This is a genomic window from Mesorhizobium sp. B3-2-1 (assembly GCF_006439515.1).
In the GTDB taxonomy this organism is placed as follows: domain Bacteria; phylum Pseudomonadota; class Alphaproteobacteria; order Rhizobiales; family Rhizobiaceae; genus Mesorhizobium.
Genome location: NZ_VFTI01000051.1, coordinates 1 through 20,456, shown reverse-complemented (window position 1 = coordinate 20,456; position 20,456 = coordinate 1). Strand labels below are relative to the sequence as shown.

At 63.0% G+C, this 20,456-nt stretch carries 23 protein-coding genes and 1 pseudogene; 14 read left to right on the top strand and 10 right to left on the bottom strand.

Annotated elements, in window-relative coordinates; translation table 11 throughout:
- Position 1 precedes the first annotated feature (1 nt).
- From FJW08_RS31305 to hisB, 4 genes are read right to left on the bottom strand one after another with little or no spacing between them, the layout of a single operon-like run.
- Entirely contained in the window at positions 2–292 is a 291-nt protein-coding gene (locus tag FJW08_RS31305; RefSeq protein ID WP_140813640.1) for a DUF1330 domain-containing protein, read from the bottom strand.
- Positions 293–297: 5 nt separating this feature from the next.
- Positions 298–948 (bottom strand): imidazole glycerol phosphate synthase subunit HisH, encoded by a 651-nt coding sequence (hisH, locus tag FJW08_RS31300; protein WP_140813639.1) that lies wholly within the window; start codon positions 946–948, stop codon positions 298–300.
- 1 nt (position 949) lies between these two features.
- Complete coding sequence (locus tag FJW08_RS31295) at positions 950–1,426, bottom strand: DUF2628 domain-containing protein (RefSeq protein ID WP_140813638.1); 477 nt, start codon at positions 1,424–1,426, stop codon at positions 950–952.
- 4 nt (positions 1,427–1,430) lie between these two features.
- Positions 1,431–2,030, bottom strand: coding sequence for an imidazoleglycerol-phosphate dehydratase HisB (gene hisB / locus FJW08_RS31290; protein WP_140813637.1), 600 nt, complete (start codon positions 2,028–2,030; stop codon positions 1,431–1,433).
- Positions 2,031–2,260: 230 nt separating this feature from the next.
- On the opposite strand from hisB, the gene hslV reads away from it, so the two are divergent.
- From hslV to FJW08_RS31265, 5 genes and pseudogenes are all read left to right on the top strand, one after another.
- Complete coding sequence (gene hslV, locus FJW08_RS31285) at positions 2,261–2,812, top strand: ATP-dependent protease subunit HslV (RefSeq protein WP_140813636.1); 552 nt, start codon at positions 2,261–2,263, stop codon at positions 2,810–2,812.
- Positions 2,802–3,320 (top strand): GNAT family N-acetyltransferase, encoded by a 519-nt coding sequence (locus FJW08_RS31280; protein ID WP_140813635.1) that lies wholly within the window; start codon positions 2,802–2,804, stop codon positions 3,318–3,320. Before hslV ends, FJW08_RS31280 begins: the two co-directional genes overlap by 11 nt.
- An 8-nt stretch (positions 3,321–3,328) precedes the next feature.
- Positions 3,329–3,928, top strand: coding sequence for a DUF2585 domain-containing protein (locus FJW08_RS31275; RefSeq protein WP_140813634.1), 600 nt, complete (start codon positions 3,329–3,331; stop codon positions 3,926–3,928).
- A 4-nt stretch (positions 3,929–3,932) separates the two neighbouring features.
- On the top strand, positions 3,933–5,243 hold the full coding sequence (gene hslU / locus FJW08_RS31270; protein WP_140758809.1) for an ATP-dependent protease ATPase subunit HslU: 1,311 nt from the start codon (positions 3,933–3,935) through the stop codon (positions 5,241–5,243).
- Positions 5,244–5,492: 249 nt separating this feature from the next.
- Positions 5,493–6,472, top strand: a pseudogene (locus tag FJW08_RS31265) (DUF1402 family protein).
- 246 nt (positions 6,473–6,718) lie between these two features.
- On the opposite strand, the gene FJW08_RS31255 reads toward FJW08_RS31265, so the two are convergent.
- From FJW08_RS31255 to FJW08_RS31245, 3 genes are read right to left on the bottom strand one after another with little or no spacing between them, the layout of a single operon-like run.
- Positions 6,719–7,957, bottom strand: coding sequence for an FAD-dependent oxidoreductase (locus tag FJW08_RS31255; protein ID WP_181183098.1), 1,239 nt, complete (start codon positions 7,955–7,957; stop codon positions 6,719–6,721).
- A complete protein-coding gene (locus tag FJW08_RS31250) occupies positions 7,954–8,268 on the bottom strand; it encodes a MocE family 2Fe-2S type ferredoxin (RefSeq protein WP_140813631.1) in 315 nt (104 codons plus the stop codon). Before FJW08_RS31250 ends, FJW08_RS31255 begins: the two co-directional genes overlap by 4 nt.
- A gap of 27 nt (positions 8,269–8,295) precedes the next feature.
- Positions 8,296–9,387 carry a fatty acid desaturase family protein gene (locus tag FJW08_RS31245; protein WP_140813630.1) on the bottom strand — a complete coding sequence of 364 codons (1,092 nt, stop codon included), beginning with the start codon at positions 9,385–9,387 and terminating at the stop codon, positions 8,296–8,298.
- A 165-nt stretch (positions 9,388–9,552) separates the two neighbouring features.
- Between FJW08_RS31245 and FJW08_RS31240 the strand changes: the two genes are divergently transcribed.
- From FJW08_RS31240 to FJW08_RS31210, 7 genes are all read left to right on the top strand, one after another.
- Positions 9,553–10,584 carry a LacI family DNA-binding transcriptional regulator gene (locus FJW08_RS31240; protein ID WP_140813629.1) on the top strand — a complete coding sequence of 344 codons (1,032 nt, stop codon included), beginning with the start codon at positions 9,553–9,555 and terminating at the stop codon, positions 10,582–10,584.
- A 43-nt stretch (positions 10,585–10,627) separates the two neighbouring features.
- On the top strand, positions 10,628–11,455 hold the full coding sequence (locus FJW08_RS31235; RefSeq protein ID WP_246682670.1) for a hypothetical protein: 828 nt from the start codon (positions 10,628–10,630) through the stop codon (positions 11,453–11,455).
- Positions 11,456–11,855: 400 nt separating this feature from the next.
- Positions 11,856–12,797 carry a sugar ABC transporter substrate-binding protein gene (locus FJW08_RS31230; RefSeq protein WP_140813628.1) on the top strand — a complete coding sequence of 314 codons (942 nt, stop codon included), beginning with the start codon at positions 11,856–11,858 and terminating at the stop codon, positions 12,795–12,797.
- Between the two features lie 101 nt (positions 12,798–12,898).
- Positions 12,899–13,975: an ABC transporter permease gene (locus FJW08_RS31225; RefSeq protein WP_140758802.1), complete on the top strand. Its 1,077-nt coding sequence runs from the start codon at positions 12,899–12,901 to the stop codon at positions 13,973–13,975.
- A 2-nt stretch (positions 13,976–13,977) separates the two neighbouring features.
- Positions 13,978–14,745 carry an ATP-binding cassette domain-containing protein gene (locus FJW08_RS31220; RefSeq protein WP_140813627.1) on the top strand — a complete coding sequence of 256 codons (768 nt, stop codon included), beginning with the start codon at positions 13,978–13,980 and terminating at the stop codon, positions 14,743–14,745.
- Between the two features lie 121 nt (positions 14,746–14,866).
- A complete protein-coding gene (iolG, locus tag FJW08_RS31215) occupies positions 14,867–15,862 on the top strand; it encodes an inositol 2-dehydrogenase (protein ID WP_140813626.1) in 996 nt (331 codons plus the stop codon).
- Between the two features lie 35 nt (positions 15,863–15,897).
- Complete coding sequence (locus FJW08_RS31210; protein WP_140813625.1) at positions 15,898–16,692, top strand: SDR family oxidoreductase; 795 nt, start codon at positions 15,898–15,900, stop codon at positions 16,690–16,692.
- Positions 16,693–16,727: 35 nt separating this feature from the next.
- Here the strand turns inward: FJW08_RS31210 and FJW08_RS31205 are convergent, their stop codons facing one another.
- Together FJW08_RS31205 and FJW08_RS31200 are read right to left on the bottom strand one after the other, a co-directional pair.
- Positions 16,728–17,153 (bottom strand): type II toxin-antitoxin system VapC family toxin, encoded by a 426-nt coding sequence (locus tag FJW08_RS31205; protein ID WP_032935032.1) that lies wholly within the window; start codon positions 17,151–17,153, stop codon positions 16,728–16,730.
- Positions 17,150–17,395 (bottom strand): type II toxin-antitoxin system VapB family antitoxin, encoded by a 246-nt coding sequence (locus FJW08_RS31200; protein WP_140758798.1) that lies wholly within the window; start codon positions 17,393–17,395, stop codon positions 17,150–17,152. The genes FJW08_RS31205 and FJW08_RS31200 overlap by 4 nt, the downstream gene beginning before the upstream one ends.
- 327 nt (positions 17,396–17,722) lie before the next feature.
- Between FJW08_RS31200 and FJW08_RS31195 the strand changes: the two genes are divergently transcribed.
- The gene (locus FJW08_RS31195) at positions 17,723–18,814 is read left to right on the top strand and encodes a 3-deoxy-7-phosphoheptulonate synthase (protein ID WP_140813624.1); all 1,092 of its coding nucleotides are present in this window, start codon (positions 17,723–17,725) and stop codon (positions 18,812–18,814) included.
- 39 nt (positions 18,815–18,853) lie between these two features.
- Here FJW08_RS31195 and FJW08_RS31190 read toward each other — a convergent pair whose 3' ends face one another.
- On the bottom strand, positions 18,854–19,489 hold the full coding sequence (locus tag FJW08_RS31190; RefSeq protein ID WP_140813623.1) for a LysE family translocator: 636 nt from the start codon (positions 19,487–19,489) through the stop codon (positions 18,854–18,856).
- Between the two features lie 126 nt (positions 19,490–19,615).
- Here FJW08_RS31190 and FJW08_RS31185 point away from each other — a divergent pair, with 126 nt between their 5' ends.
- A complete protein-coding gene (locus FJW08_RS31185) occupies positions 19,616–20,314 on the top strand; it encodes a YafY family protein (RefSeq protein WP_140813622.1) in 699 nt (232 codons plus the stop codon).
- The last annotated feature ends 142 nt before the right edge of the window (positions 20,315–20,456 follow it).

Here is a 20,456-nt window from a genome sequence, read left to right as displayed (position 1 = left end):
TTCAGGCGCCTTCAACGATGACGAAATGACCTGATGAGGCGGCAAGCCGGAATTTGGAGGCATGCTGATATTCAGGCGAATGATAGCATTCGACCGCCTTGTCGAAAGACTCGAACTCGACCAGCACATGGCGGTTGCCGGTAGGTCCTTCCGGATTTTCGTGGCGGCCGGCCCGCACGGCGAATTTCGCGCCATACTTCGCGAACGCCACCGCGTTCGCCTCGATGTACTGTTTGTACAGTTCGGGGTCGCGGACATCGACCATCGCCATCCAGTAGCCCTTCTTGCTCATGGTGTTCAGGGCCTCCAGCGCAGGAAATTGGTGATCAGCGCCAGGCCCAGCGCCTGGCTCTTCTCCGGATGGAACTGCGTGCCGGCGAGATTGTCGCGGGCGACGGTTGCCGTCACCGGGCCGCCATAGTCGGCGACCGCAACGACCTCGTCCGGCTTTTTCGCATCGAGATGGTAGGAGTGGACGAAATAGGCATGCAGGCCCGTCGCGCCGGTCGGAATGCCGGAAAACAGCGGGTGCCGACGCCGCAATTCGATCGTGTTCCAGCCGATCTGCGGGATCTTCAGCGCCGGATCGGAAGGTTGGATCTCCTTGACGTCGCCCGATATCCAGCCGAAGCCGTTGGTGACGGTCTTTTCGAGACCGCGCTGCGACATCAGTTGCATGCCGACGCAGATGCCCAGGAAAGGCCGGCCCTTGGCGATGGCGACGTCCTCGACCGCCTCCCACATGCCCTCGACGGCGCGCAGCCCGGCCGCGCAGTCGGCATAGGCGCCGACGCCGGGCAGGACGATGCGGTCCGCGGTGCGCACGCGGTCGGCATCGGCCGTCAGGTCGATCTCGGCCGATATGCCGGCTTCACGCGCGGCGCGCTCGAAAGCCTTGGTGGCCGAGCGCAGATTGCCCGAGCCGTAATCGATGATCGCGACCCGCATCTCAGCGCCGTCCTGGAATGTGGGTCAGCCCCAGCGCCATGCCGGGCTGCGCCGGGCGCGCCAGAGCGGCATCGGGAACGATGCGCGGCGCGTATGCTGCTTCATCCGAAAGCCCTTCGGCCTCCAGGGCGTAGCGTATGTCGGCCTCCCCGAGCCAGCCGGCCTCGACGACGCCCCACTCATGCCAGCCGCGGCGGCGCAGCGCCGCGATGCGCAATCCCTGGCCCTCCAGCCCGACATAGAGCGAGACCAGCAGCGACAGCAGCGAGCCGGCGACACCGAGGCCAAGTTTCTGGCCAAGCATCGAAAGCACGCCCATGACGACGAAGGCGAGCGCCGCTTCGACCCACAGCCGGTGCCAGGCAAGCCACAGCGGCGGCACCAGCAGGCCGAGCCAGGTGAAGCCGTCGCGGACCAGCGTCGTCGTGTCGACTTTCTCGCTGCGGCCAGGTGGCTCCATCACGACATAGGCGGTCATGAGGCTATCCCTTCAAAGAACCCTTGGTGGAGGGAACCGCGCCAGGCTGGCGCGGATCAAGCTCGAGCGCGGCGCGCAACGCGCGCGCCACCGCCTTGAAGCAGGTCTCGGCTATATGGTGGTTGTTGGCGCCATAATGGTTGGTGACATGCAGCGTGATGCCGGCGTTCTGCGCCAGCGCCTGGAAGAATTCACGCACCAGTTCGGTGTCGAAGGTGCCGATCTTGGGCGACGAGAACGAAACGTTCCAGACCAGGAAGGGGCGGCCCGACACGTCGATCGCCGCACGCGTCAGCGTCTCGTCCATGGCAAGGTCGATCGAGGCGTAGCGCATGATGCCGCGCCGCTCGCCCAGCGCCTTGGTCAGGGCCTGGCCGAGCGCAATGCCGGTGTCCTCGACCGTGTGGTGGTCGTCTATGTGCAGGTCGCCCTTGGCCTTGACGGTCATGTCGATCAGCGAATGGCGGGCAAGCTGGTCCAGCATATGGTCGAAGAAGCCGACGCCAGTGGCGATGTCCGATTTGCCGGAGCCGTCGACGTGGATCGACACCGAAATGTCGGTCTCCGCGGTCTTGCGGCGTGCATCGGCGGAACGAGGCGCCATCACTCTATCCTTGTGCCAGTGGTTCAGATCGTGACCGGTTCACGGCCCTCGAGCGCTCGCGGGCTTGAAAACGAGAGCCTTCTAGCAGCATGATCCGGCGATTGCCAGTTGCGATCCCGGCCGCTATCGAGCGGTTTGCAATCATTGGCCCCGTGCATACATATGGCCGATCAAAGTTACTCGTACCGCGCCAATCGCCTTTTTGGGATGGCGCTGCTCGGAGCCAGGAAATGTCTGATAATCTGACCATGCACGCCACGACGATCGTGACGGTGCGCAAGGGCAACAAGGTGGTGATCGCTGGCGACGGCCAGGTCAGCCTTGGCCAGACCATCATGAAAGGCAATGCCCGCAAAGTGCGCCGCATCGGCAAGGGCGGCAATGTGATCGCCGGCTTCGCCGGTGCCACCGCCGACGCCTTCACGCTTTTGGAACGCCTCGAAGCCAAACTCGAACAGTATCCTGATCAACTCACCCGCGCGTGCGTCGAGCTCGCCAAGGACTGGCGCACCGACCGCTATCTGCGCCGGTTGGAGGCGATGATGCTGGTTGCCGACAAGTCGGTCTCGCTGGCGCTGACCGGCAATGGCGACGTGCTGGAGCCCGAACATGGCGTCATGGCCATCGGTTCGGGCGGCAATTACGCTCTAGCCGCGGCGCGCGCGCTGATGGACAGCGACAAGGACGCCGAGGAGATCGCCCGCAAGGCGATGCAGATCGCCTCCGACATCTGCGTCTACACCAACAACAATTTCGTTGTCGAAACGCTCGATGCCGGCTGAACCAGTCGCGCCCTACGATTTTCGGCCGGTGACCAAAAAGGACCTGCCGATGATCGCCGGCTGGCTGGCCGAGCCGCATGTTGCAGAGTGGTGGGACGATCCCGAGAGGGAAATCGCGGAGATTGCCGATCATATAGACTCGATTTCCGTCGAGCCGCTGATCGTCGAGCTCGACGGAAAGCCGATCGCCTATCTCCAAAGCTACGACCCGCATCTGGAAGACGGCCATCCCTATGCCGATCAGCCGTTCGGCACGCTCGGCATCGATCTCTCGATCGGCCGGCCGGAACTGGTCGGCATCGGCCACGGCTCGGCGATCGTGCGCCAGTTCGTCGAAGACCTGTTCGAGGAAGGCGTGCCGCGCGTCATCATCGATCCCGACCCTGCCAACATCAGGGCCATCCGGGCCTATGAAAAGGCCGGATTTCGGGCCATTGATCGCAGGCAGTCGATTTATGGCGACGTCGTGCTGATGGCCATCGATGCCGAAGACGCGCAAGAGGGGTAATCCGGGGCATGGTCACATCCAGCGAGGACAAGAGCCTTTCCGCTTACGAGGATAGCTGGCGGATGGGGCTGCTGATCGTCGCCGGCCTGCTCGTCGCCCAGGCCGTCACGCTCTACCTGATGGGCCATCCGCCGATCTGCACCTGCGGCTATGTCAAGCTGTGGCATGGCGTGGTGAACAGTTCGGAGAATTCCCAGCACATTTCGGACTGGTACACCTTCTCGCACATCATCCACGGTTTCCTGTTCTATGCGTTGGCGCGGTTCCTGTTCCCGCGCTCGCCGATCGGCTTGCGGCTGGCATTCGCCGTCCTCGTCGAGGGCGGCTGGGAAATCCTCGAAAACAGCCCGTTCATCATCGAGCGCTACCGCGCCGGCACCATTTCGCTCGATTATTACGGCGACAGCATCATCAATTCGGTGTCCGACACACTGGCCATGGTGCTGGGATTTGTCATGGCGCGAAGGCTACCTATATGGGTGATCGTCAGCCTCGCCATTCTCTTCGAACTAGGCACCGGCTACCTCATCCGGGACAACCTTACACTCAACGTGATCATGCTGCTGCATCCGTTCGAGACCATCAAGCAGTGGCAAAGTGGAATTTAGCGATATGAGCACATTTTCTCCCCGCGAAATCGTTTCGGAACTCGACCGCTTCATCATCGGCCAGAAGGACGCCAAGCGCGCCGTGGCCATCGCCTTGCGCAATCGCTGGCGCCGCCAGCAGCTCGAAGGCCAGATGCGCGAAGAGGTGATGCCGAAGAACATCCTGATGATCGGCCCGACCGGCGTCGGCAAGACCGAGATTTCGCGCCGCCTGGCGCGGCTCGCCGGCGCGCCGTTCGTCAAGGTCGAGGCGACCAAATTCACCGAGGTCGGCTATGTCGGCCGCGATGTCGAGCAGATCATCCGCGATCTGGTCGAGATTGCCATCGGCCTGATGCGCGAGAAGATGCGCGAGGACGTCAAGGCACGCGCCCATGTCAACGCCGAGGAACGCGTTCTGGAAGCCTTGGTCGGCAAGACGGCGAGCCCAGCGACGCGCGACTCATTCCGCAAGAAGCTGCGCGAGGGTGAGCTCGACGACAAGGAAATCGAAATCGAGGTGGCCGACACCGGCAATGGCGGCATGCCCGGTTTCGAGATTCCCGGCATGCCTGGCGCCAATATCGGCGTTCTCAACATCAACGACATGCTGTCTAAGGCGATGGGCGGCAAGAAGACCAAGCTGCGCAAGACCACGGTGAAGGAATCCTACGACCTGCTGGTCGGCGACGAGTCCGACAAGCTGCTCGACCAGGACGAGGTGGTGCGCCGGGCGCTCGACGCGACGGAGAATGACGGCATCGTCTTCCTGGACGAGATCGACAAGATCGCCGCCCGGTCGGACATTTCGGGCGGGCCTTCGCGCGAAGGCGTGCAGCGCGACCTGCTGCCGCTGGTCGAAGGCACGACGGTGGCGACCAAATACGGGCCGGTGAAGACGGACCATATCCTGTTCATCGCTTCCGGTGCCTTCCATGTCTCCAAGCCGTCCGACCTGTTGCCGGAACTGCAGGGCCGCCTGCCGATCCGAGTCGAGCTGCGCGCGCTGGAGAAGGAGGACTTCGTCCGCATCCTGACCGAGACCGAGGCGAGCCTGATCAAGCAGTATATCGCGCTGATGAAGACCGAAGGCGTCGAGCTGACGTTCACCGACGACGCCATCGATTCGCTCGCCGGCGTCGCCGTCGATCTCAACGCCAGCATCGAGAACATCGGCGCCCGGCGGCTGCAGACGGTGATGGAGCGGGTGCTGGACGACATTTCCTATGATGCGCCCGACCGCAACGGCACGGCCGTCACCATCGATGCCGCCTATGTCCAGAAGCATGTCGGCGACCTCTCCAGAAACACGGATCTGTCGCGGTTCATCCTTTGAACGAGGGCGCCGGAGCAGTCCGGCGCGATATCAAGCAACAACTTCCGGCAGGAGCCATGTGTGGCCAGATGGTACCATCTGGCCACCTTTCGTCTCGCCGGATGACGGGGCGCTCTCGACTCGACCAAGTGCTTTACCTAGTTTGCGCGGCAATTCTCTAGAGCGGTTCAGCGTTTGATAGATCGCCGACCAGCTCTAACTCTTTGTTTTCACGCAATTCCAGGAAAACCGTTACACACTTTTCCTGGAATTGCTCTAGGCGGCGGCGCATGAAAAAACTCATCCTGATCATTCTCGGCTTCACGCTGGCGGCGACGCTGTTCGCCGCCGACGCGGCGACATTGGTGCCGGCGGGAAACCGCAATGCCGAGCAGCCCGACATTCCCGGCGCCTCCAGCCGCCGCACGCAGGCGACCAACACCACCTTCCAGGCCAAGTACCGCAAGGTCTATGCCCTGCTGCAGAACGACGCCGATCTGCGCGCCAAGATCAGGAAGGCGGCCAGCGCCTATGGCATAGACCCCATGCACATCGTCGGCGCCATCGTCGGCGAGCACACCTACAATGTCGACGCCTATGACCGGCTGCAGACCTACTACGTCAAGGCGATCTCCTACCTGTCGAGCAAGCTGTCCTTCGCCTATGACGGCGAGGATGTCAGCGATTTCGTGCAGCGGCCGGAATTCAAGAAATGCGCCGCCATTTCGGACAGCTACGATCTGTGGGAATGCCGCGAGCAGGTCTGGAACCATTCGTTTCGGGGCAAGACCGTCGGCGGCGAGGATTTCCCCGACAACCGTTTCGGCGCCACCTTCTTCCAGCCCTACTATGCCGGTCAGACCTTCGGCCTCGGCCAGCTCAACCCGCTGACCGCCTTGCAGATGAGCGACCTCGTGCACAAGGTGTCCGGCCTGCCGGAACTCGACGTTTCCGATCCCAATTCGGTCTACAAGACCATCATGGATCCGGACCTGACGCTGCCCTATGTCGCGGCGACGATCAGGAAATCGATCGACGCCTACAAGAGCATCGCCGGCTTCGACATATCGGGCAATCCGGGGCTGACCGCCACCCTCTACAATGTCGGCAATCCGGAGCAGCGCGCCTATGCGCTGAAGGCGGAGAACGAGAAGCGCCGCGCCGCCGGCGAGCCGGAAAAGCTGCCGGAAGAGAACTATTACGGCTGGCTGGTCAACGACAAGCTGGCGGAGCTGAAGGCGCTGTTCTAGCGCGTTGATATCAGGGCCCGCCGACAATTGAATTCATCGGCGTTTGCGCTGCCCCTCATTGCCTTGCCAGGCATTTCTCCCCGTATAGGGACGGGGAGAAAGGCGCCGTCATCAACGATTTCGCCAATCGTTAGCGGTGCGTGAATCGCGGCGATGTTGCCACAGCTCCCTTCTCCCCGTTCTACGGGGAGAAGATGCCGGCAGGCAGATGAGGGGCGGCGCCGACATCGACCAGGTGGTGCGACTTCACGCCGCCAGCAACGCCTTCAGCTTGACTTCAGGCGATCCCAGCGCCCCCGGCGCCGGCTTGGCCCGCTTGCCGATCAGCATTTCGGCCAGCCTTATGTCGCGCGCCACCGCATTGCCCGGGCCGATGCCGCTGGCCGCCACCAGTCTGCCGTCTTCGGCGAGATGGAAGAGGATGAAGGCGCCGGCGCCGAGATCGCGACGCACGGTGCTGTGGCCTTCGTCGGAAAGGCCGGCGATCTGCAGGGACAGGCCGTACTGATCCGACCAGAACCACGGCACCGCGGCATGCGCCTCGCCGGCGCCAAGCATGTTCTTCGCCGCCAGTGCCCCCTGGTCCTGCGCATTGCGCCAGGCCTCCAGCCGCACGCGGCGGCCGCCATAGACGGCGAGCGGAAACGAGCAGCAATCGCCGGCGGCAAAGATGTCGGGATCGCCGCTGCGTAATTCCGCGTCGACCGCGATGCCGTTTTCGATGGCCAGGCCGGCTTCAGCCGCGAGCCCGGTCACCGGCACGGCGCCGATGCCGATGACGGCGAGGTCGGCAATGATCTCGCGCCCGCCGGCAAGCGTCACCCGCACCTCCCTGCCGTCGTCGGCGATGGAGGCGATGCCTTGCCCGCAGACCACGTCGACACCCTCGGCGACATGCGCTTCATGGATGATTTCGGCGATCTCGGCCGGAACGCCGCGCATCAGGATACGTGGCTGCGCCTCGATGACGGTGACATCTGCGCCGAGCTTGCGGGCGGCTGCGGCAAGTTCGAGGCCGATAAAGCCGCCGCCGATGACGGCGATGCGGTTGCCGGCGCTGAGATGGGCGCGGATGGCCAATGCATCGGCGAAGGTCCTGAGATACACGCAACGCCCGCCAAGGCCAAGCATCGGCAGCTTGCGCGGCGTCGAACCGGTGGCCAGCAGCAGCTTGTCGTAGGCCAACACCGAACCATCGGATAGGCGCACCGTATGCGCCGCGCGATCGATCGCCACGGCCTGGACGGAATGGATATGCCGGATCGATTTTTCGGCCAGGATCTCGTCGCTGGCGATCGCCTTGATTGTGGGCGCGTCGCTGGCCATCGCCTCCTTGGACAAAGGCGGACGTTCGTAGGGCAGATGCGGCTCGTCGCCGACCAGCGTCACCGGCCCGTCATAGCCGAGATCGCGCAGCGTGAGTGCTGCCCGTCCGCCGCATTCGCCGGCTCCGATGATCACCATCCCGCGTGCCATGCCGGTCATCCGATCTGAACGAGGACTTTGCCTGCGTCGACCTTGACTGGATAGGTCCTGAGGTTGACGCAGACCGGCGCGCCCCTGGCCGCGCCGGTTTTGTAGTTGAAGCGGCCATTGTGCTTGGGGCATTCGATGATGTCGTCCATCACCAGCCCGTCGGCGAGGTGCACTTTCTCATGTGTGCACAAGCCGTCGGTGGCGAAATATTCGTCGTCCGGGCTGCGATAGATGGCGAAAGTGCGCCCGCCATGATCGAAGCGCATCACGTCCTCTTCATCGATGTCGCCGGCGGCGCAGGCCTCGACCCAATCGCTCATTCAGTCCTCCCCTGCAGTCGTTTGATGTCATTCCGCCGCCGCGGCGACGGTATCGTTGTGGAATTCCTCGCGGTACGGCCTGGCGGTCGGCGGCAGTTCGCGCTTGAGGAAATAATCCTCGTTGCGCAGCTGGCGGCGGAAGACCGGGATCATCTCGCGGTAACCGGCCAGGATCGACGGCGTCGGCGCCGGCAGGTCGTGCTTGATCAGCGCATGCAACCTGGGCAGCGCGTGGTAGGGCACCATGGGGAACATGTGATGTTCGACGTGGTAATTCATGTTCCAGTAGATGAAGCGGCTGATCGGGTTCATGTAGACGGTGCGGCTGTTCAGCCGGTGGTCGGTGACGTTGTCGGCGAGACCGCCATGCTGCAGCAGGCCGACCATGACGTGATGCCAGGCGCCGTAAAGCCTGGGCAGGCCGACCAGCATCAAGGGCAGGAACGACCCGGTGTAGAGCGCCAGCGCGATGGTCGCGGCATAGATCGCGGTCCAGATGCGGGCAACACGGATCGCTTTGGGCTGCTCCTGTTCGGGAATGAAGGTTTTCTCCGCTGCGCTGATGTTGCCGGCGGCGTTGCGCAGCATGTCTGACATCGCATGCCAGGCGTCGAGCACGCCGACAAAACCGAGGACGAGGCGCACCAGGTCCGGCGGCCGCATGACCGAGATTTCAGGATCGCGGCCGACGATGATGGTGTCGGTGTGATGGCGCGTGTGGCTCCAGCGCCAGGTCACCGGATTGCGCATGATCATGAAACAGGCGATCTGATAGACCGCGTCATTCATCCACTGCGTGCGGAACGCCGTGCCGTGGCCGCATTCGTGCCAGCGCGAATCGGTGGATGAGCCGTAGAGCACGCCATAGGCGAAGAAGAACGGCACGCACCACCAGCTGCCCCAGAACCAGGCGCCGCCGGCGCCGCTGATGACGAGGGCGGCGAGCCAGATCGCGGTGTCGCGGATCGCCGGGCAATCGGAGCGCTGCATCAACTCCTTCATCTGCTTGCGGGGAATGTCGGTGTGATACCACTCGGCCGCCGACAGGCCGTTTTCGACGGCAAGCCGGGCGTCGCGGCCGATCAGGCTGTAGTCACGCCGGGACGGCGCTGCGGTCATGATTGCCTCCCGAGGCAGGGCATCCGCCATGCGAATGCCGATCACCAACTGGCTCCATGCCCAGAAATAACGCCGAGTCATGATAGACTCAACATCACAAAGATAGTTTCTATCATTTCCTATCAAGATGATGTATCGATATCAGGCAATCGAACGAGGGCGATCATGGCGAAACGACCGACCATCACTGATCTGGCGCGCGTCTCCGGCGTCAGCGTCGCCACGGTGGACCGCGTGCTCAACAATCGCTTGCCGGTACGCGAGGAAACCGCGCGCCGTGTCTACGAGACCGCGACCGAGATCGGCTATCACGCGGCCGGCCTGATCAAGCAGCGCATGCGCCACGAGCTGCCGGAATACCGGCTCGGCTTCCTGCTTTTGAGAGGCAATGATGTCTTCTACACCGAGTTCGCGCGGCAGCTCGAGCTCGCTGTTTCGCAATCGCAGCGCTTCCGCGGTGTCGCGATCATCGACTTCGCCAGTTCGCTGACGCCGGACGAAATCGTCGAGCGCACGCGCAAGCTGGCGGCCAAATGCAGGGCTGTCGCCCTGGTCGGGCCGGATCACCCGGCGTTGACCGTCACCGTAGAGGAGATGAAGGCCAAGGGATTGCCTGTCTTTTCCCTGCTGTCCGACTTCGCCGCCGGCATTCGCGAGGGCTATGTCGGCCTCGACAACCGCAAGGTCGGCCGCACTGCGGCCTGGATGATCTCGAAAGCGGCGAAGCGGCCGGGCAAGGTCGCGCTCTTCGTCGGCAGCCACCGCTTCCATGGCCACGAACTGCGAGAGATCGGCTTTCGTTCCTTCTTCCGCGAACAGGCGCCGGATTTCACCATGCTGGAAACGCTGGTCAATCTCGAGGCCAACCAGATCACGCAGGACACGCTGGTCGATCTGCTCGGCCGCCACCCGGACCTCGTCGGTTGCTATGTCGCGGGCGGTGGCATGGAAGGCGCGGTCGCGGCGCTGAGGCAGGCCAAGCCGGCCGAGATGCCGGCGGTGGTCTGCAACGAGATATCGGCGGTCTCGCGGTCCGCCCTGGCGGACGGGGTGCTGACCATGGTGATCTCCACGCCGCTGGCGGCATTGTGCCGCGAACTGCTCGATCTCATGGCGCACGCCATCGAGACGGGTGCGGCGAACGCACCCGGCCAGACCTTCCTGCCATTCGACATCTACCTGCCTGAGAACATCTAGCGCTGGGCTTTCAGGCGCGCCGCGCCCGCGGGCGTATCCAAAATTGACGCATGAACGTCAGCTAATATATACATGGCTGATGGATGGGGATGGGTTTGGCTACATCGCTTTTGGGAGCGACGAGCTCTATGCGCGTGGCGCGCTCTTCAGCGCGCTTCGCCTGCTTCACTATTGTCCGGATGCCAGGGTTATGGTCCTGACCGACAGGCCCTCCATTTTCGACGGCTATCCCATCGAAACGATCGAGCTCACGGCCAAGAGACAGGCCGAGATGTCCTTCGGCAATCGATACATGTTTGGCATCAAGGCCGCAGGCATCGTCGATCTGCTGCGGCGTTGCGAGCGCCTGTTCTTCATGGATACGGATATGTATCCGACCGGCGACATATCGCGATGTTTCAACCGAATTTCAGCCTTGTCCTCCATAATGTGGCGGTGCGAAGGGCGCCCAAAGGCTCCTTATCGCGCGCTCGAAGGCAAGGGGCTCTCAATTGGAGGTCACATCCTGACCGGAGATGAAACCATGTGGGCGAGCGGCGTCCTTGGCGTTCATCATGACAACATTCCCGCGCTGGAGCGAGCGTACGCGGCCAGCGAGAAAGTCAGCGAAATCGTGCGTTTGCACACCCCGGAACAATTCTGCATCGGCGTCGCGCTATCACAGGATGGACGGAAAATCCGCAGCCACCGGCTGCCGATCCGCAACTACAACACCAGGGGAAAGAAGCTTCACGCCCGAAAGCGAATTGGAGCTTTCTTCGATCTCAGCGGCAAGCTCAGTATCGAACAGCAGGTGAGGCAGGCGGCGGGATACAGGGTCTGGAGAGCGCCGCTCGAGCTCTTGCTGCAAAGAGATATCTGGCATCTCTGAACTGCCATCGCCTGTCGACGGCATCCAAGGAACGGACATGGCGCGCGGATGCCATCGGCATCGCCGCCGGCGGCAGGCGTGCGCCTGCCTGCCCCGCGCCGCCAAGGCAGCGGCATTCATCCGGCAGCATCCGCACAGTGTCGACGCGTCCGCCAAAATCGCACATCCGGTTTTGGAATCGCCCTTGACGCCTCCCGACGAAATGGAATAAATATTTCACCAGTCATGTATTTTGGTTCTTTCGTTCCGGAACATCTGTTTCAAACAGAAGCTTTGGCGTTCCAGCAAACGGCAGGCGCCATCCGGGGGAGAGAAGACAATCGGGAGAGATTCCCCGGGCAGATCGGGGATTCCGGAGACATCGGTGCAACCGGACACCAAAAGTGGAGGAGAGATTACAATGAAGAAACTGCTTTTGGGCGTCGCCTTCGCGGCGCTGATGAGTTCATCGGCCATGGCCGCCAAGATCGGCGTCTCGATGGCCAAGTTCGACGACAATTTCCTCACCGTGCTGCGCAACGGCATGATCGAGCAGGCCAAGGGCATGAGCGGCGTCGAGTTGCAGGTCGAGGACGCACAGAACGACGTCGCCAAGCAACTCGACCAGATCAAGAACTTCGCCGCTTCGGGCGTCGACGCCATCATCGTCAACCCGGTCGATACCTCGGCCACACAGGCGATGTCGGATGCGGCCGCCGCCGCCAAGATCCCGCTGGTCTACGTCAATCGCGAGCCGGTCAATGTCGACAAGCTGCCTGACAACCAGGCCTTCGTCGCTTCGAACGAGGCCGATTCCGGCACGCTCGAGACCAAGGAAGTCTGCCGCCTGTTCAAGGAAGCCGGCAAGAAGGAAGCCAACGTCTACGTGATCATGGGCGAGCTTTCCAACCAGGCCGCCGTGCAGCGCACCAAGGACATCGACAATGTCATCGCCACGCCGGACTGCAGCTTCATCAAGATCATCGACAAGCAGACCTCGAACTGGGATCGCGACCAGGCCCAGAACCTGATGACCAACTGGCTGTCGACCGGCAAGAAGTTCGACGGCGTCATCGCCAACAATGACGAAAGCGCCATCGGCGCCATCCAGGCGATGAAGGCCGCCAACATCGACATGAAGTCGGTTGTCGTCGGCGGTGTCGACGCCACCCAGGACGCGCTTGCCGCCATGCAGGCGGGCGACCTTGACGTAACCGTGTTCCAGGACGCGGCCGGCCAGGGTGCGGGCGCGCTGGATGCGGCGCTGAAGCTGGCCAAGGGCGAGAAGGTCGAGCACAAGGTCTATGTGCCCTTCCAGCTCGTCACCCCGGCCAACATCGACAAGTTCTTGAAGAAGAACTGAGCGGCGGATAGCGGGAGCGGCGCTCTCAAAGCGTCGCTCCTCCTTCCCTCAGCGCCGGCAAGGCGCGAGGATCGACTGCGGCTGACGGAGGATAGAAAGACGTGGCACAGACATCTCATGGCGTCGGCGGTCTGACCTACGATGCGAAGAAGCGCGCATGGCCGGCCGAGTTCAATGTTTTCCTGGCGCTCGTCATCCTTGTCGTCGTCTTCGAGCTGATCGGCCGGATCTTTCTCGGCGACAGCTTCCTGTTCAACACCCGTAGCGACGTCAGCGGCATCTTCAACGAGGCGCGCCTGCAGATCATCATCCTGCAGGTGTCGATCGTCGGCATCATCGCCATCGGCGTCACGCAGGTGATCATCACGGGCGGCATCGATCTGTCCTCCGGCTCGATCGTCGGCGCGACGGCCATGATCGCCATGAGTTTCGCCCAGGTCGCGACCGTCAATGGCAATCCCAATCCCAAGGCGATGTTCCTGGCGCAGGGCTGGACCGACCTGCCGGTGATCGTCCCGGTGCTGGTGGCGGTCGGCTGCGGCCTGCTCGCCGGCATGGTCAACGGTGCGCTGATCGCCTACACGCGCATTCCGCCCTTCATCGCCACGCTCGGCATGATGGTGACCGCGCGCGGCATCGCCAAATGGTGGTCCAAGGGCCAGCCGATCTCGTTCCCGACAGACAGTTTCGCGGCGATAGGCAAGGGCCTGATGCCGGTCATCATCTTCCTGTCGCTGGCCGCGCTGTTCCAGCTGATCATGACCTACACCAGATACGGCAAGCACTGCTACGCCATCGGTTCCAACGAGGATGCCGCACGCATGTCCGGCATCAAGATCGCCAACCACAAGATCCTCGTCTATGTCATCGCCGGCATTCTGGCCGCGCTCGCCGCCGTGGTGCTTTCCTCCAAGAACCTCACCGCCCAGGCCGGCATGGGCGTGATGTACGAACTCGACGCCATCGCCATGGCGGTCATCGGCGGCGTCTCGCTGTCGGGCGGCCGTGGCTCCATCATCGGCACGGTGATCGGCGCGCTGATCTTCGGCGTCATCATCTCCGGTTTCACCTTCCTGCGCCTCGACGCCTACTATCAGGAGATGGTCAAGGGCGTGATCATCGTCGGTGCGGTCGTTCTCGACCAGTGGCGCCAGCGCATGCGGGCATTGAGGGCTTGACCATGTCAGACATCGTCCTGAAGACCGAAAACCTGACCAAGCGCTATGGCGGCGTGCACGCGCTGGATGGCGCCAACTTCGAACTGCGCAAGGGCGAGCATGTCGCCATCATGGGCGACAACGGCGCCGGCAAGTCGACCTTCGTGCGCCAGATCACCGCCGTCGAGCAGCGGACCAGCGGCCAGGTCTGGTTCGACGGCAAGGAAGTGAATTTCGCCGGCCCGATCGAGGCCCGCGAGGCGGGCATCGAGACGGTGTTCCAGAACCTGGCGCTGGCCGACGATCTCGACGTGCCGTCGAACCTGTTCCTCGGCCGGGAAAAAGTGCTGTTCAATCTCGGGCCGTTCTCGATCCTCGACCGCAAATACATGCGCAAGGCGACCGAGGCGGCGCTGGTCCGCACGGCGGTGAAGATCCCCAATCTGTCCAACACGATCCGCCACATGTCGGGCGGCCAGCGGCAGTGCGTGGCGATCGCCAGGACGGCGACCTTCGCCTCCAAGCTGATCATCATGGATGAGCCGACGGCAGCGCTCGGCGTGCAGGAGACCGCGCAGGTCGAAAACATCATCCGTACGCTGAAGGACAATGGCGAGCCGCTGATCCTGATCAGCCACAACATGCGCCAAGTGTTCGATCTCTGCGACCGCATCGTGGTGTTCCGGCGCGGCCGCATCGTCGCCAACCTGCGCAAGGAGAATACCGACGGGCAGGACATCGTCTCGTACATCACCGGCGCCAAGACCGGCGAGGCGGAACTCGCGGCGTAGGCGGCGTGGCTACCCCGCTCCGGGACGATCCGCCACGCCGACAAAAATGAACTTGCCCCTTTCCTCGACAGGAAGGTGCGGACACAACTCTCTCGAACCCATCCCCTAGAGGAAAATTTCCATGACTGTTCGCTTCGCCCTCCTTGGTGCCGGCCGCATCGGCAAGGTCCACGCCCGCGCCGTGGGTTCCAACCCCCAGGCAAAACTGGTCGCCGTGGCCGACGCCTTCGAGAAGGCGGCGAGCGAATTGGCTGGTGCCTATGGCGCCGAGGTGCGCACCATCGACGAAATCGAGACCGCCAGGGACATCGATGCCGTCGTCATCTGCACGCCGACCGACACGCATGCCGATCTGATCGAACGCTTCGCCAAGGCCGGCAAGGCGATCTTCTGCGAGAAGCCGATCGACCTCGACGTCAAGCGGGTGGAGAAGTGCCTGGCCGTCGTCGACAAGGCCAAGGCGACGCTGATGGTCGGCTTCAACCGCCGCTTCGATCCGCATTTCGCCGCCGTGCGCAAGGCGATCGATGACGGCGCCATCGGCACGGTCGAGATGGTCACCATCACGTCCCGCGATCCCGGCGCCCCGCCGCTCGACTATATCGCCCGCTCCGGCGGCATTTTCCGTGACATGACCATCCATGACTTCGACATGGCGCGCTTCCTGCTCGGCGAGGAGCCGGTCGCGGTCAGCGCACACGCTTCGGTGCTTGTGGACAAAAAAATCGGCGAGGCCGGCGATTTCGATTCGGTCAGCGTCATCCTCGAAACCGCATCGGGCAAGCAGGCCGTCATCTCCAATTCCCGCCGCGCCACCTACGGCTACGATCAGCGTATCGAAGTGCACGGTTCGAAGGGCATGGTGGCTGCCGAGAACCAGCGGCCGGTGTCGATCGAACTCGCCAATGAGAAGGGCTATACGCGCCCGCCGCTGCACGATTTCTTCATGACCCGTTATCTCGACGCCTACGCCAACGAGATCGCCGCCTTCATCACCGCGGCGACTTCAGGCAAGAAGGCGGCGCCGAGCGGCGCGGACGGCCTCGTGGCGCTGAAGCTCGCCGATGCGGCACTGAAGTCGGCGACCACGGGCAAGACCGTCCGTTTGGACAAGTAAGAACGCATCCGGACCCAACGCACAGGAGCAGAGCGATGAGCGCATTCGCCGATCGCAATTCGAACACCCGCGCCATCGTTACCGGCGGAGCGCAAGGCATCGGCTTTGCCGTCGCCGAAGCCCTTGCCGACGAAGGCTGCCGGGCGCTGGCGCTCATCGGCCGCTCGCAGGAGAAGGGCGACAAGGCAGTCGCCCATTTCAAGAAATCAGGCGTCGACGCGATTTTCATCAGCGCCGACGTTTCCAAGGTGGCCGACTGCAAGCGCGCGGTCGCCACCGCGCTCTCGCATTTCGGCAGCATCAACACGCTGGTCAATGCCGCCGCCACCTCGGCGCGCGGCTCGCTGGTCGAGACATCGGAAGAGCTCTTCGACCAGATCTTCGACACCAATGTGCGCGGCCCCTTCTTCCTGATGCAGGGCGTGGTGGCGCATCTGCTGGAGAAAAAGGCGCCAGGCTCGATCGTCAACGTGCTGTCGATGTCGGCGCATACCGGCCAGTCCTTCCTGACGCCCTATTCGACCAGCAAGGGCGCGCTGATGACACTGACCAAGAACGTCGCCAATGCCTATCGCTTCAACCGCATCCGCTGCAACGCCGTGCTGCCCGGCTGGATGGACACCGAAGGCGAGGACATCGTGCAGAAGAAATGGCACGATGCACCCGATGACTGGCTAGCGAAGGCCGAGGCCGCGCAGCCGATGGGCCAGTTGGTCAAGCCGGACCAGCTCGCGCGGCTGATCAGTTACATGGTCAGCCCGCAATCGGGCGTCATGACCGGATCGCTGGTCGACTACGACCAGAGCGTTGCCGGGTCGTCGCCGGAATAGGTTCGTGCGAGCAGTCCGCGTGACACATCTTAAACCTATCGTATGTCTGTCTTTGTGAAATCCTGACCGGTGTAGAGCAAAGCCAAATCATATGCCTTGCAACAGGCATAGGAAAAGCAATCGCCCATGTTGAGCTGCGCCGGCGAATTGACACCCTTGCCGTAGCTGCGTGCCGCTTCGACAGCGAGCCGCCCGACTTCAGCCGAAATGAGGACCTCGCCGATCCCCAAATCCTGCACGAAACGGTCGACGGCGGCATTCGCCTTTGCGATTGCCGCCGGTTCCACGGGTGAAGGCAGGGGGGTCTTTGAACGCGCCAAGGCCATTGCGGTCTCGAAACGAACGACCGCCGAAATGAAGAAAGGCCCGCCGTGGGCATCCATCCGGGCGGCGAGTTCTCCTGCCGTGGGCTCCGGGCGCAACAGAGCAACGACCGCCGACGCGTCGATGAACAGGCTCATAGCCCGCCTGAAAGCTCGTCCGAATAGGCTTTCATATCGAAGTCAGGATTATCCTCTCCGATTTCGCCAGCCATTCTGACCGCCTCCGCCAAGCGTTCCGAGACGGATTGGACAGCGCGGGCGCGCTCGATTTCATGCGTCAGAGCGCGGCGAACCGCCTCGGCCTTACTCGGCGCCTTTGTGAGGCGCTGCACCTCGAGTACCAGCCGGTCGACTTCCCGGTCCTTCACGTAAAGCGGCATCGGAGCATATCCTTTTTGGCATATCCAACATATGCATTCTTACATATCCATGCAAGACTCCTATCAGACGCGTGACATCCAACGCGACTTCAGCTATATGCCCACTCATGATCAACCTGACCGCCACGTATTGGTACTTTAGGAGCTCGCTGGCGGCGGGAGGATTGCGCTCGATCTGAAGATTGCAGCACCAAGATCCGAACAGCCGCCAGACCTGGCGGCTTTTTTGTTTCAGCCGGCAGGTTCCCAAACATAGTTTTACGCAATTCCGTACGGAAAACTCGCTACGCACTTTTCCTGGAATTGCTCTAACAGGAGCAGAAAGCCGTGTTGACCACCACAGACGACCTTCGGGTCAAGGAACTCAGACTGCTGAGCACGCCGGAAGAGGTGATGCGCGAGATACCGCGCTCACTCACGGCTACGCGCACCGTTGCCGCCTCGCGCAACGCCATCCATTCCATCCTCACTGGTGCCGACGATCGACTTGTTGTCATCGTCGGCCCTTGTTCCATCCACGATCCGGTCGCGGCCGTCGACTATGCCAGCCGTCTGGCGGCGCTGCGCGAGGCCCTTTCCGACCGGCTGGAGATTGTCATGCGGGTCTATTTCGAAAAGCCGCGCACGACCGTCGGCTGGAAAGGCCTGATCAACGATCCCGACCTCGATGGCAGCTTCAACATCGACAAGGGCCTGCGGATGGCGCGCAACGTGCTTTCCGCCGTCAACAATCTCGGCCTGCCGGCGGCGACCGAGTTCCTCGACATGACGACGCCGCAATACATTGCCGACCTCGTCGCCTGGGGCGCCATCGGCGCGCGCACGACCGAGAGCCAGATCCATCGCGAGCTGGCCTCGGGCCTCTCCTGCCCGGTCGGCTTCAAGAACGGCACCGACGGCAATCTCAGGATCGCTGGCGAGGCGGTGAAGTCGGCCGCCCAGCCGCACCATTTCATGGCGGTGACCAAGGGCGGGCGCAGCGCCATAGCGGCGACGACGGGGAACGAGGATTGCCATGTCATCCTGCGCGGCGGTGTTCAGCCCAACTATGACGCGGCAAGCGTCGAGGCCGCCTCCGTCGAACTCGCCCGCATCGGTATCGCGCCCCGTCTGATGATCGACGTCAGCCACGCCAACTCCAGCAAGAAGCCCGAGAACCAGCCCAAGGTGGCGGCTGAAGTGGCGGGCCAGGTGGCGGCTGGCGACGAGCGCATCATCGGCGTCATGATCGAGAGCAATCTCGTCGCCGGCCGGCAGGACGTCGTGGCCGGCAAGCCGCTGGTCTACGGCCAGAGCATCACCGATGGCTGCATCGACTGGGCGACCACCGAAACCGTGCTGCACGGCCTTGCCGGCGCCGTCGAATGGCGTCGCTCGGCGCGCCGCGGCATGCTGGACAGCCGGCAAGGGGCCGCCTGATACGGCCGACGATAGGGGATGGGGGGGCGCCGACAGGCATTACGCCGCCCTCAAGCCTTCCCATGCAGTGAACACGGAAACCGCAAAGAGCAGCAGCCCGGCCGCCCGGCCGGCAAGAACGGTCGCCCGGGGATTGGCGATCAGAAGGCTGCGGCTGCGGCCGGCTGATATGGCGAGCCCGCCATAGATCGCGGCCTGCGTTAGCACGGTGAGCAAGCCCATGATCGTCGCCTGCATCCAGATCGGGCCGTAGTGCGGTTTCAGGAACTGCGGGTAGACCGCCAGGACGAAGAGATAGGCCTTGGGATTGATCAGGCAGGTCACGAAACCCTGGCGAAACGCCTTCCATGCGGAGCGGCTGCCGGCCGGTCCGTCATGCCCGACGGTGATGGAACTGCGCATCAGAGTCAGGCCGATGAATGCCATGTAGGCGGCGCCGGCAAGCAGCAGCGGTTTGAACAGGATCGGCACGAAATGCATGAGCAGGCCGACGCCGATCGCACCGTTAAGCGTATGCACCATGCCGCCGACCATGATGCCGCCGGTCGCCGCAAGCCCCCTGTCGCGTCCGCCGGTCAGCGCATTGGCAAGCACGAACAGCATGTCCATGCCTGGAACGGCTATGATGCCGAACAGGAGAAGAAAGAAAAGCCATAGATTTTCCGCGTAGCTCATGTCAGTTGCCTGTCGTCTCCCGCCGGCGTGCCGCCAAGGAATTGTTGATTTTCAAGCCGATGGGCGATCTATAGATCGAGCCAACTGACGATGGTGTGTCAGTTGTGATCGCAGCCGGTGAGAAAAATGCGCAAGGCCTCGCGCCTGTTCGAGATCATCCAGATCCTGCGGCTGGCCAGGCAGCCGGTGACGGCGGCGATGATTGCCGCGCAGCTGGAAGTGACGATACGCTCGATCTACCGCGACATCGCGGCACTGCAGTCCATGCGTGTCCCGATCGAGGGCGGCCGTGGCATCGGCTACATACTGCGTCCCGGCTTCGACCTGCCGCCGCTGATGTTCTCCATCGAGGAGATGGAGGCGATCGTGCTGTCGCTGGCGCTGCTGGAGCGTACGGGAGACGACGAACTCAAGCAGGCGGCCAAGCGCGTCGGCGCCAAGATCGCCGGCGCGGTGCCACCGCCCCTGCGCCAGACGCTCGACGCCAATGCGCTGCATGCCTGGGGCTTCGCCGCGCCCTCCGCCGGTACGATCGACCTGGCGCTGGTGCGCCGCGCCATCCGTGACGAGGAAAAGCTCGATCTTTCCTACCGCGACGAACTCGGCCGGGCCTCCGAGCGCCTCATCCGCCCGATCGCGCTGATCTACTACGCCGAGACCGCCAACATCGTCGCCTGGTGCGAATTGCGCCAGGCGATCCGCAACTTCCGCAGCGACCGCATCGAGGATTGCCAGCCGACGGGGGTGCGATTCAAGGGCGAAGGTGACCGCTTGCGGCAGGTCTGGGTGGACGGCTGGGAGACGAACACGGCTGTCGGTGGTTGAGATCGCGGATGGCTACCGCAGCGCGATTGGTTTGATAGGCTGGCGCCGCCCCTCATTGCCCTGCCGTGTCCAGCGGATAGATGGGTAACAGAATGAACCGGATACATAGGTAACAGTTTTCTCCCCCTAAGATGCGGTTGCC

Excerpts from the sequence above, each read along its gene's own strand:
- FJW08_RS31305 (WP_140813640.1), bottom strand. The coding sequence starts at position 292 with ATGAGCAAGAAGGGCTACTGGATGGCGATGGTCGATGTCCGCGACCCC.
- hisH (WP_140813639.1), bottom strand. The coding sequence starts at position 948 with ATGCGGGTCGCGATCATCGATTACGGCTCGGGCAATCTGCGCTCGGCC.
- FJW08_RS31295 (WP_140813638.1), bottom strand. The coding sequence starts at position 1,426 with ATGACCGCCTATGTCGTGATGGAGCCACCTGGCCGCAGCGAGAAAGTC.
- hisB (WP_140813637.1), bottom strand. The coding sequence starts at position 2,030 with ATGGCGCCTCGTTCCGCCGATGCACGCCGCAAGACCGCGGAGACCGAC.
- hslV (WP_140813636.1), top strand. The coding sequence starts at position 2,261 with ATGTCTGATAATCTGACCATGCACGCCACGACGATCGTGACGGTGCGC.
- FJW08_RS31280 (WP_140813635.1), top strand. The coding sequence starts at position 2,802 with ATGCCGGCTGAACCAGTCGCGCCCTACGATTTTCGGCCGGTGACCAAA.
- FJW08_RS31275 (WP_140813634.1), top strand. The coding sequence starts at position 3,329 with ATGGTCACATCCAGCGAGGACAAGAGCCTTTCCGCTTACGAGGATAGC.
- hslU (WP_140758809.1), top strand. The coding sequence starts at position 3,933 with ATGAGCACATTTTCTCCCCGCGAAATCGTTTCGGAACTCGACCGCTTC.
- FJW08_RS31255 (WP_181183098.1), bottom strand. The coding sequence starts at position 7,957 with ATGACCGGCATGGCACGCGGGATGGTGATCATCGGAGCCGGCGAATGC.
- FJW08_RS31250 (WP_140813631.1), bottom strand. The coding sequence starts at position 8,268 with ATGAGCGATTGGGTCGAGGCCTGCGCCGCCGGCGACATCGATGAAGAG.
- FJW08_RS31245 (WP_140813630.1), bottom strand. The coding sequence starts at position 9,387 with ATGACCGCAGCGCCGTCCCGGCGTGACTACAGCCTGATCGGCCGCGAC.
- FJW08_RS31240 (WP_140813629.1), top strand. The coding sequence starts at position 9,553 with ATGGCGAAACGACCGACCATCACTGATCTGGCGCGCGTCTCCGGCGTC.
- FJW08_RS31230 (WP_140813628.1), top strand. The coding sequence starts at position 11,856 with ATGAAGAAACTGCTTTTGGGCGTCGCCTTCGCGGCGCTGATGAGTTCA.
- FJW08_RS31220 (WP_140813627.1), top strand. The coding sequence starts at position 13,978 with ATGTCAGACATCGTCCTGAAGACCGAAAACCTGACCAAGCGCTATGGC.
- iolG (WP_140813626.1), top strand. The coding sequence starts at position 14,867 with ATGACTGTTCGCTTCGCCCTCCTTGGTGCCGGCCGCATCGGCAAGGTC.
- FJW08_RS31210 (WP_140813625.1), top strand. The coding sequence starts at position 15,898 with ATGAGCGCATTCGCCGATCGCAATTCGAACACCCGCGCCATCGTTACC.
- FJW08_RS31205 (WP_032935032.1), bottom strand. The coding sequence starts at position 17,153 with ATGAGCCTGTTCATCGACGCGTCGGCGGTCGTTGCTCTGTTGCGCCCG.
- FJW08_RS31200 (WP_140758798.1), bottom strand. The coding sequence starts at position 17,395 with ATGCCGCTTTACGTGAAGGACCGGGAAGTCGACCGGCTGGTACTCGAG.
- FJW08_RS31190 (WP_140813623.1), bottom strand. The coding sequence starts at position 19,489 with ATGAGCTACGCGGAAAATCTATGGCTTTTCTTTCTTCTCCTGTTCGGC.
- FJW08_RS31185 (WP_140813622.1), top strand. The coding sequence starts at position 19,616 with ATGCGCAAGGCCTCGCGCCTGTTCGAGATCATCCAGATCCTGCGGCTG.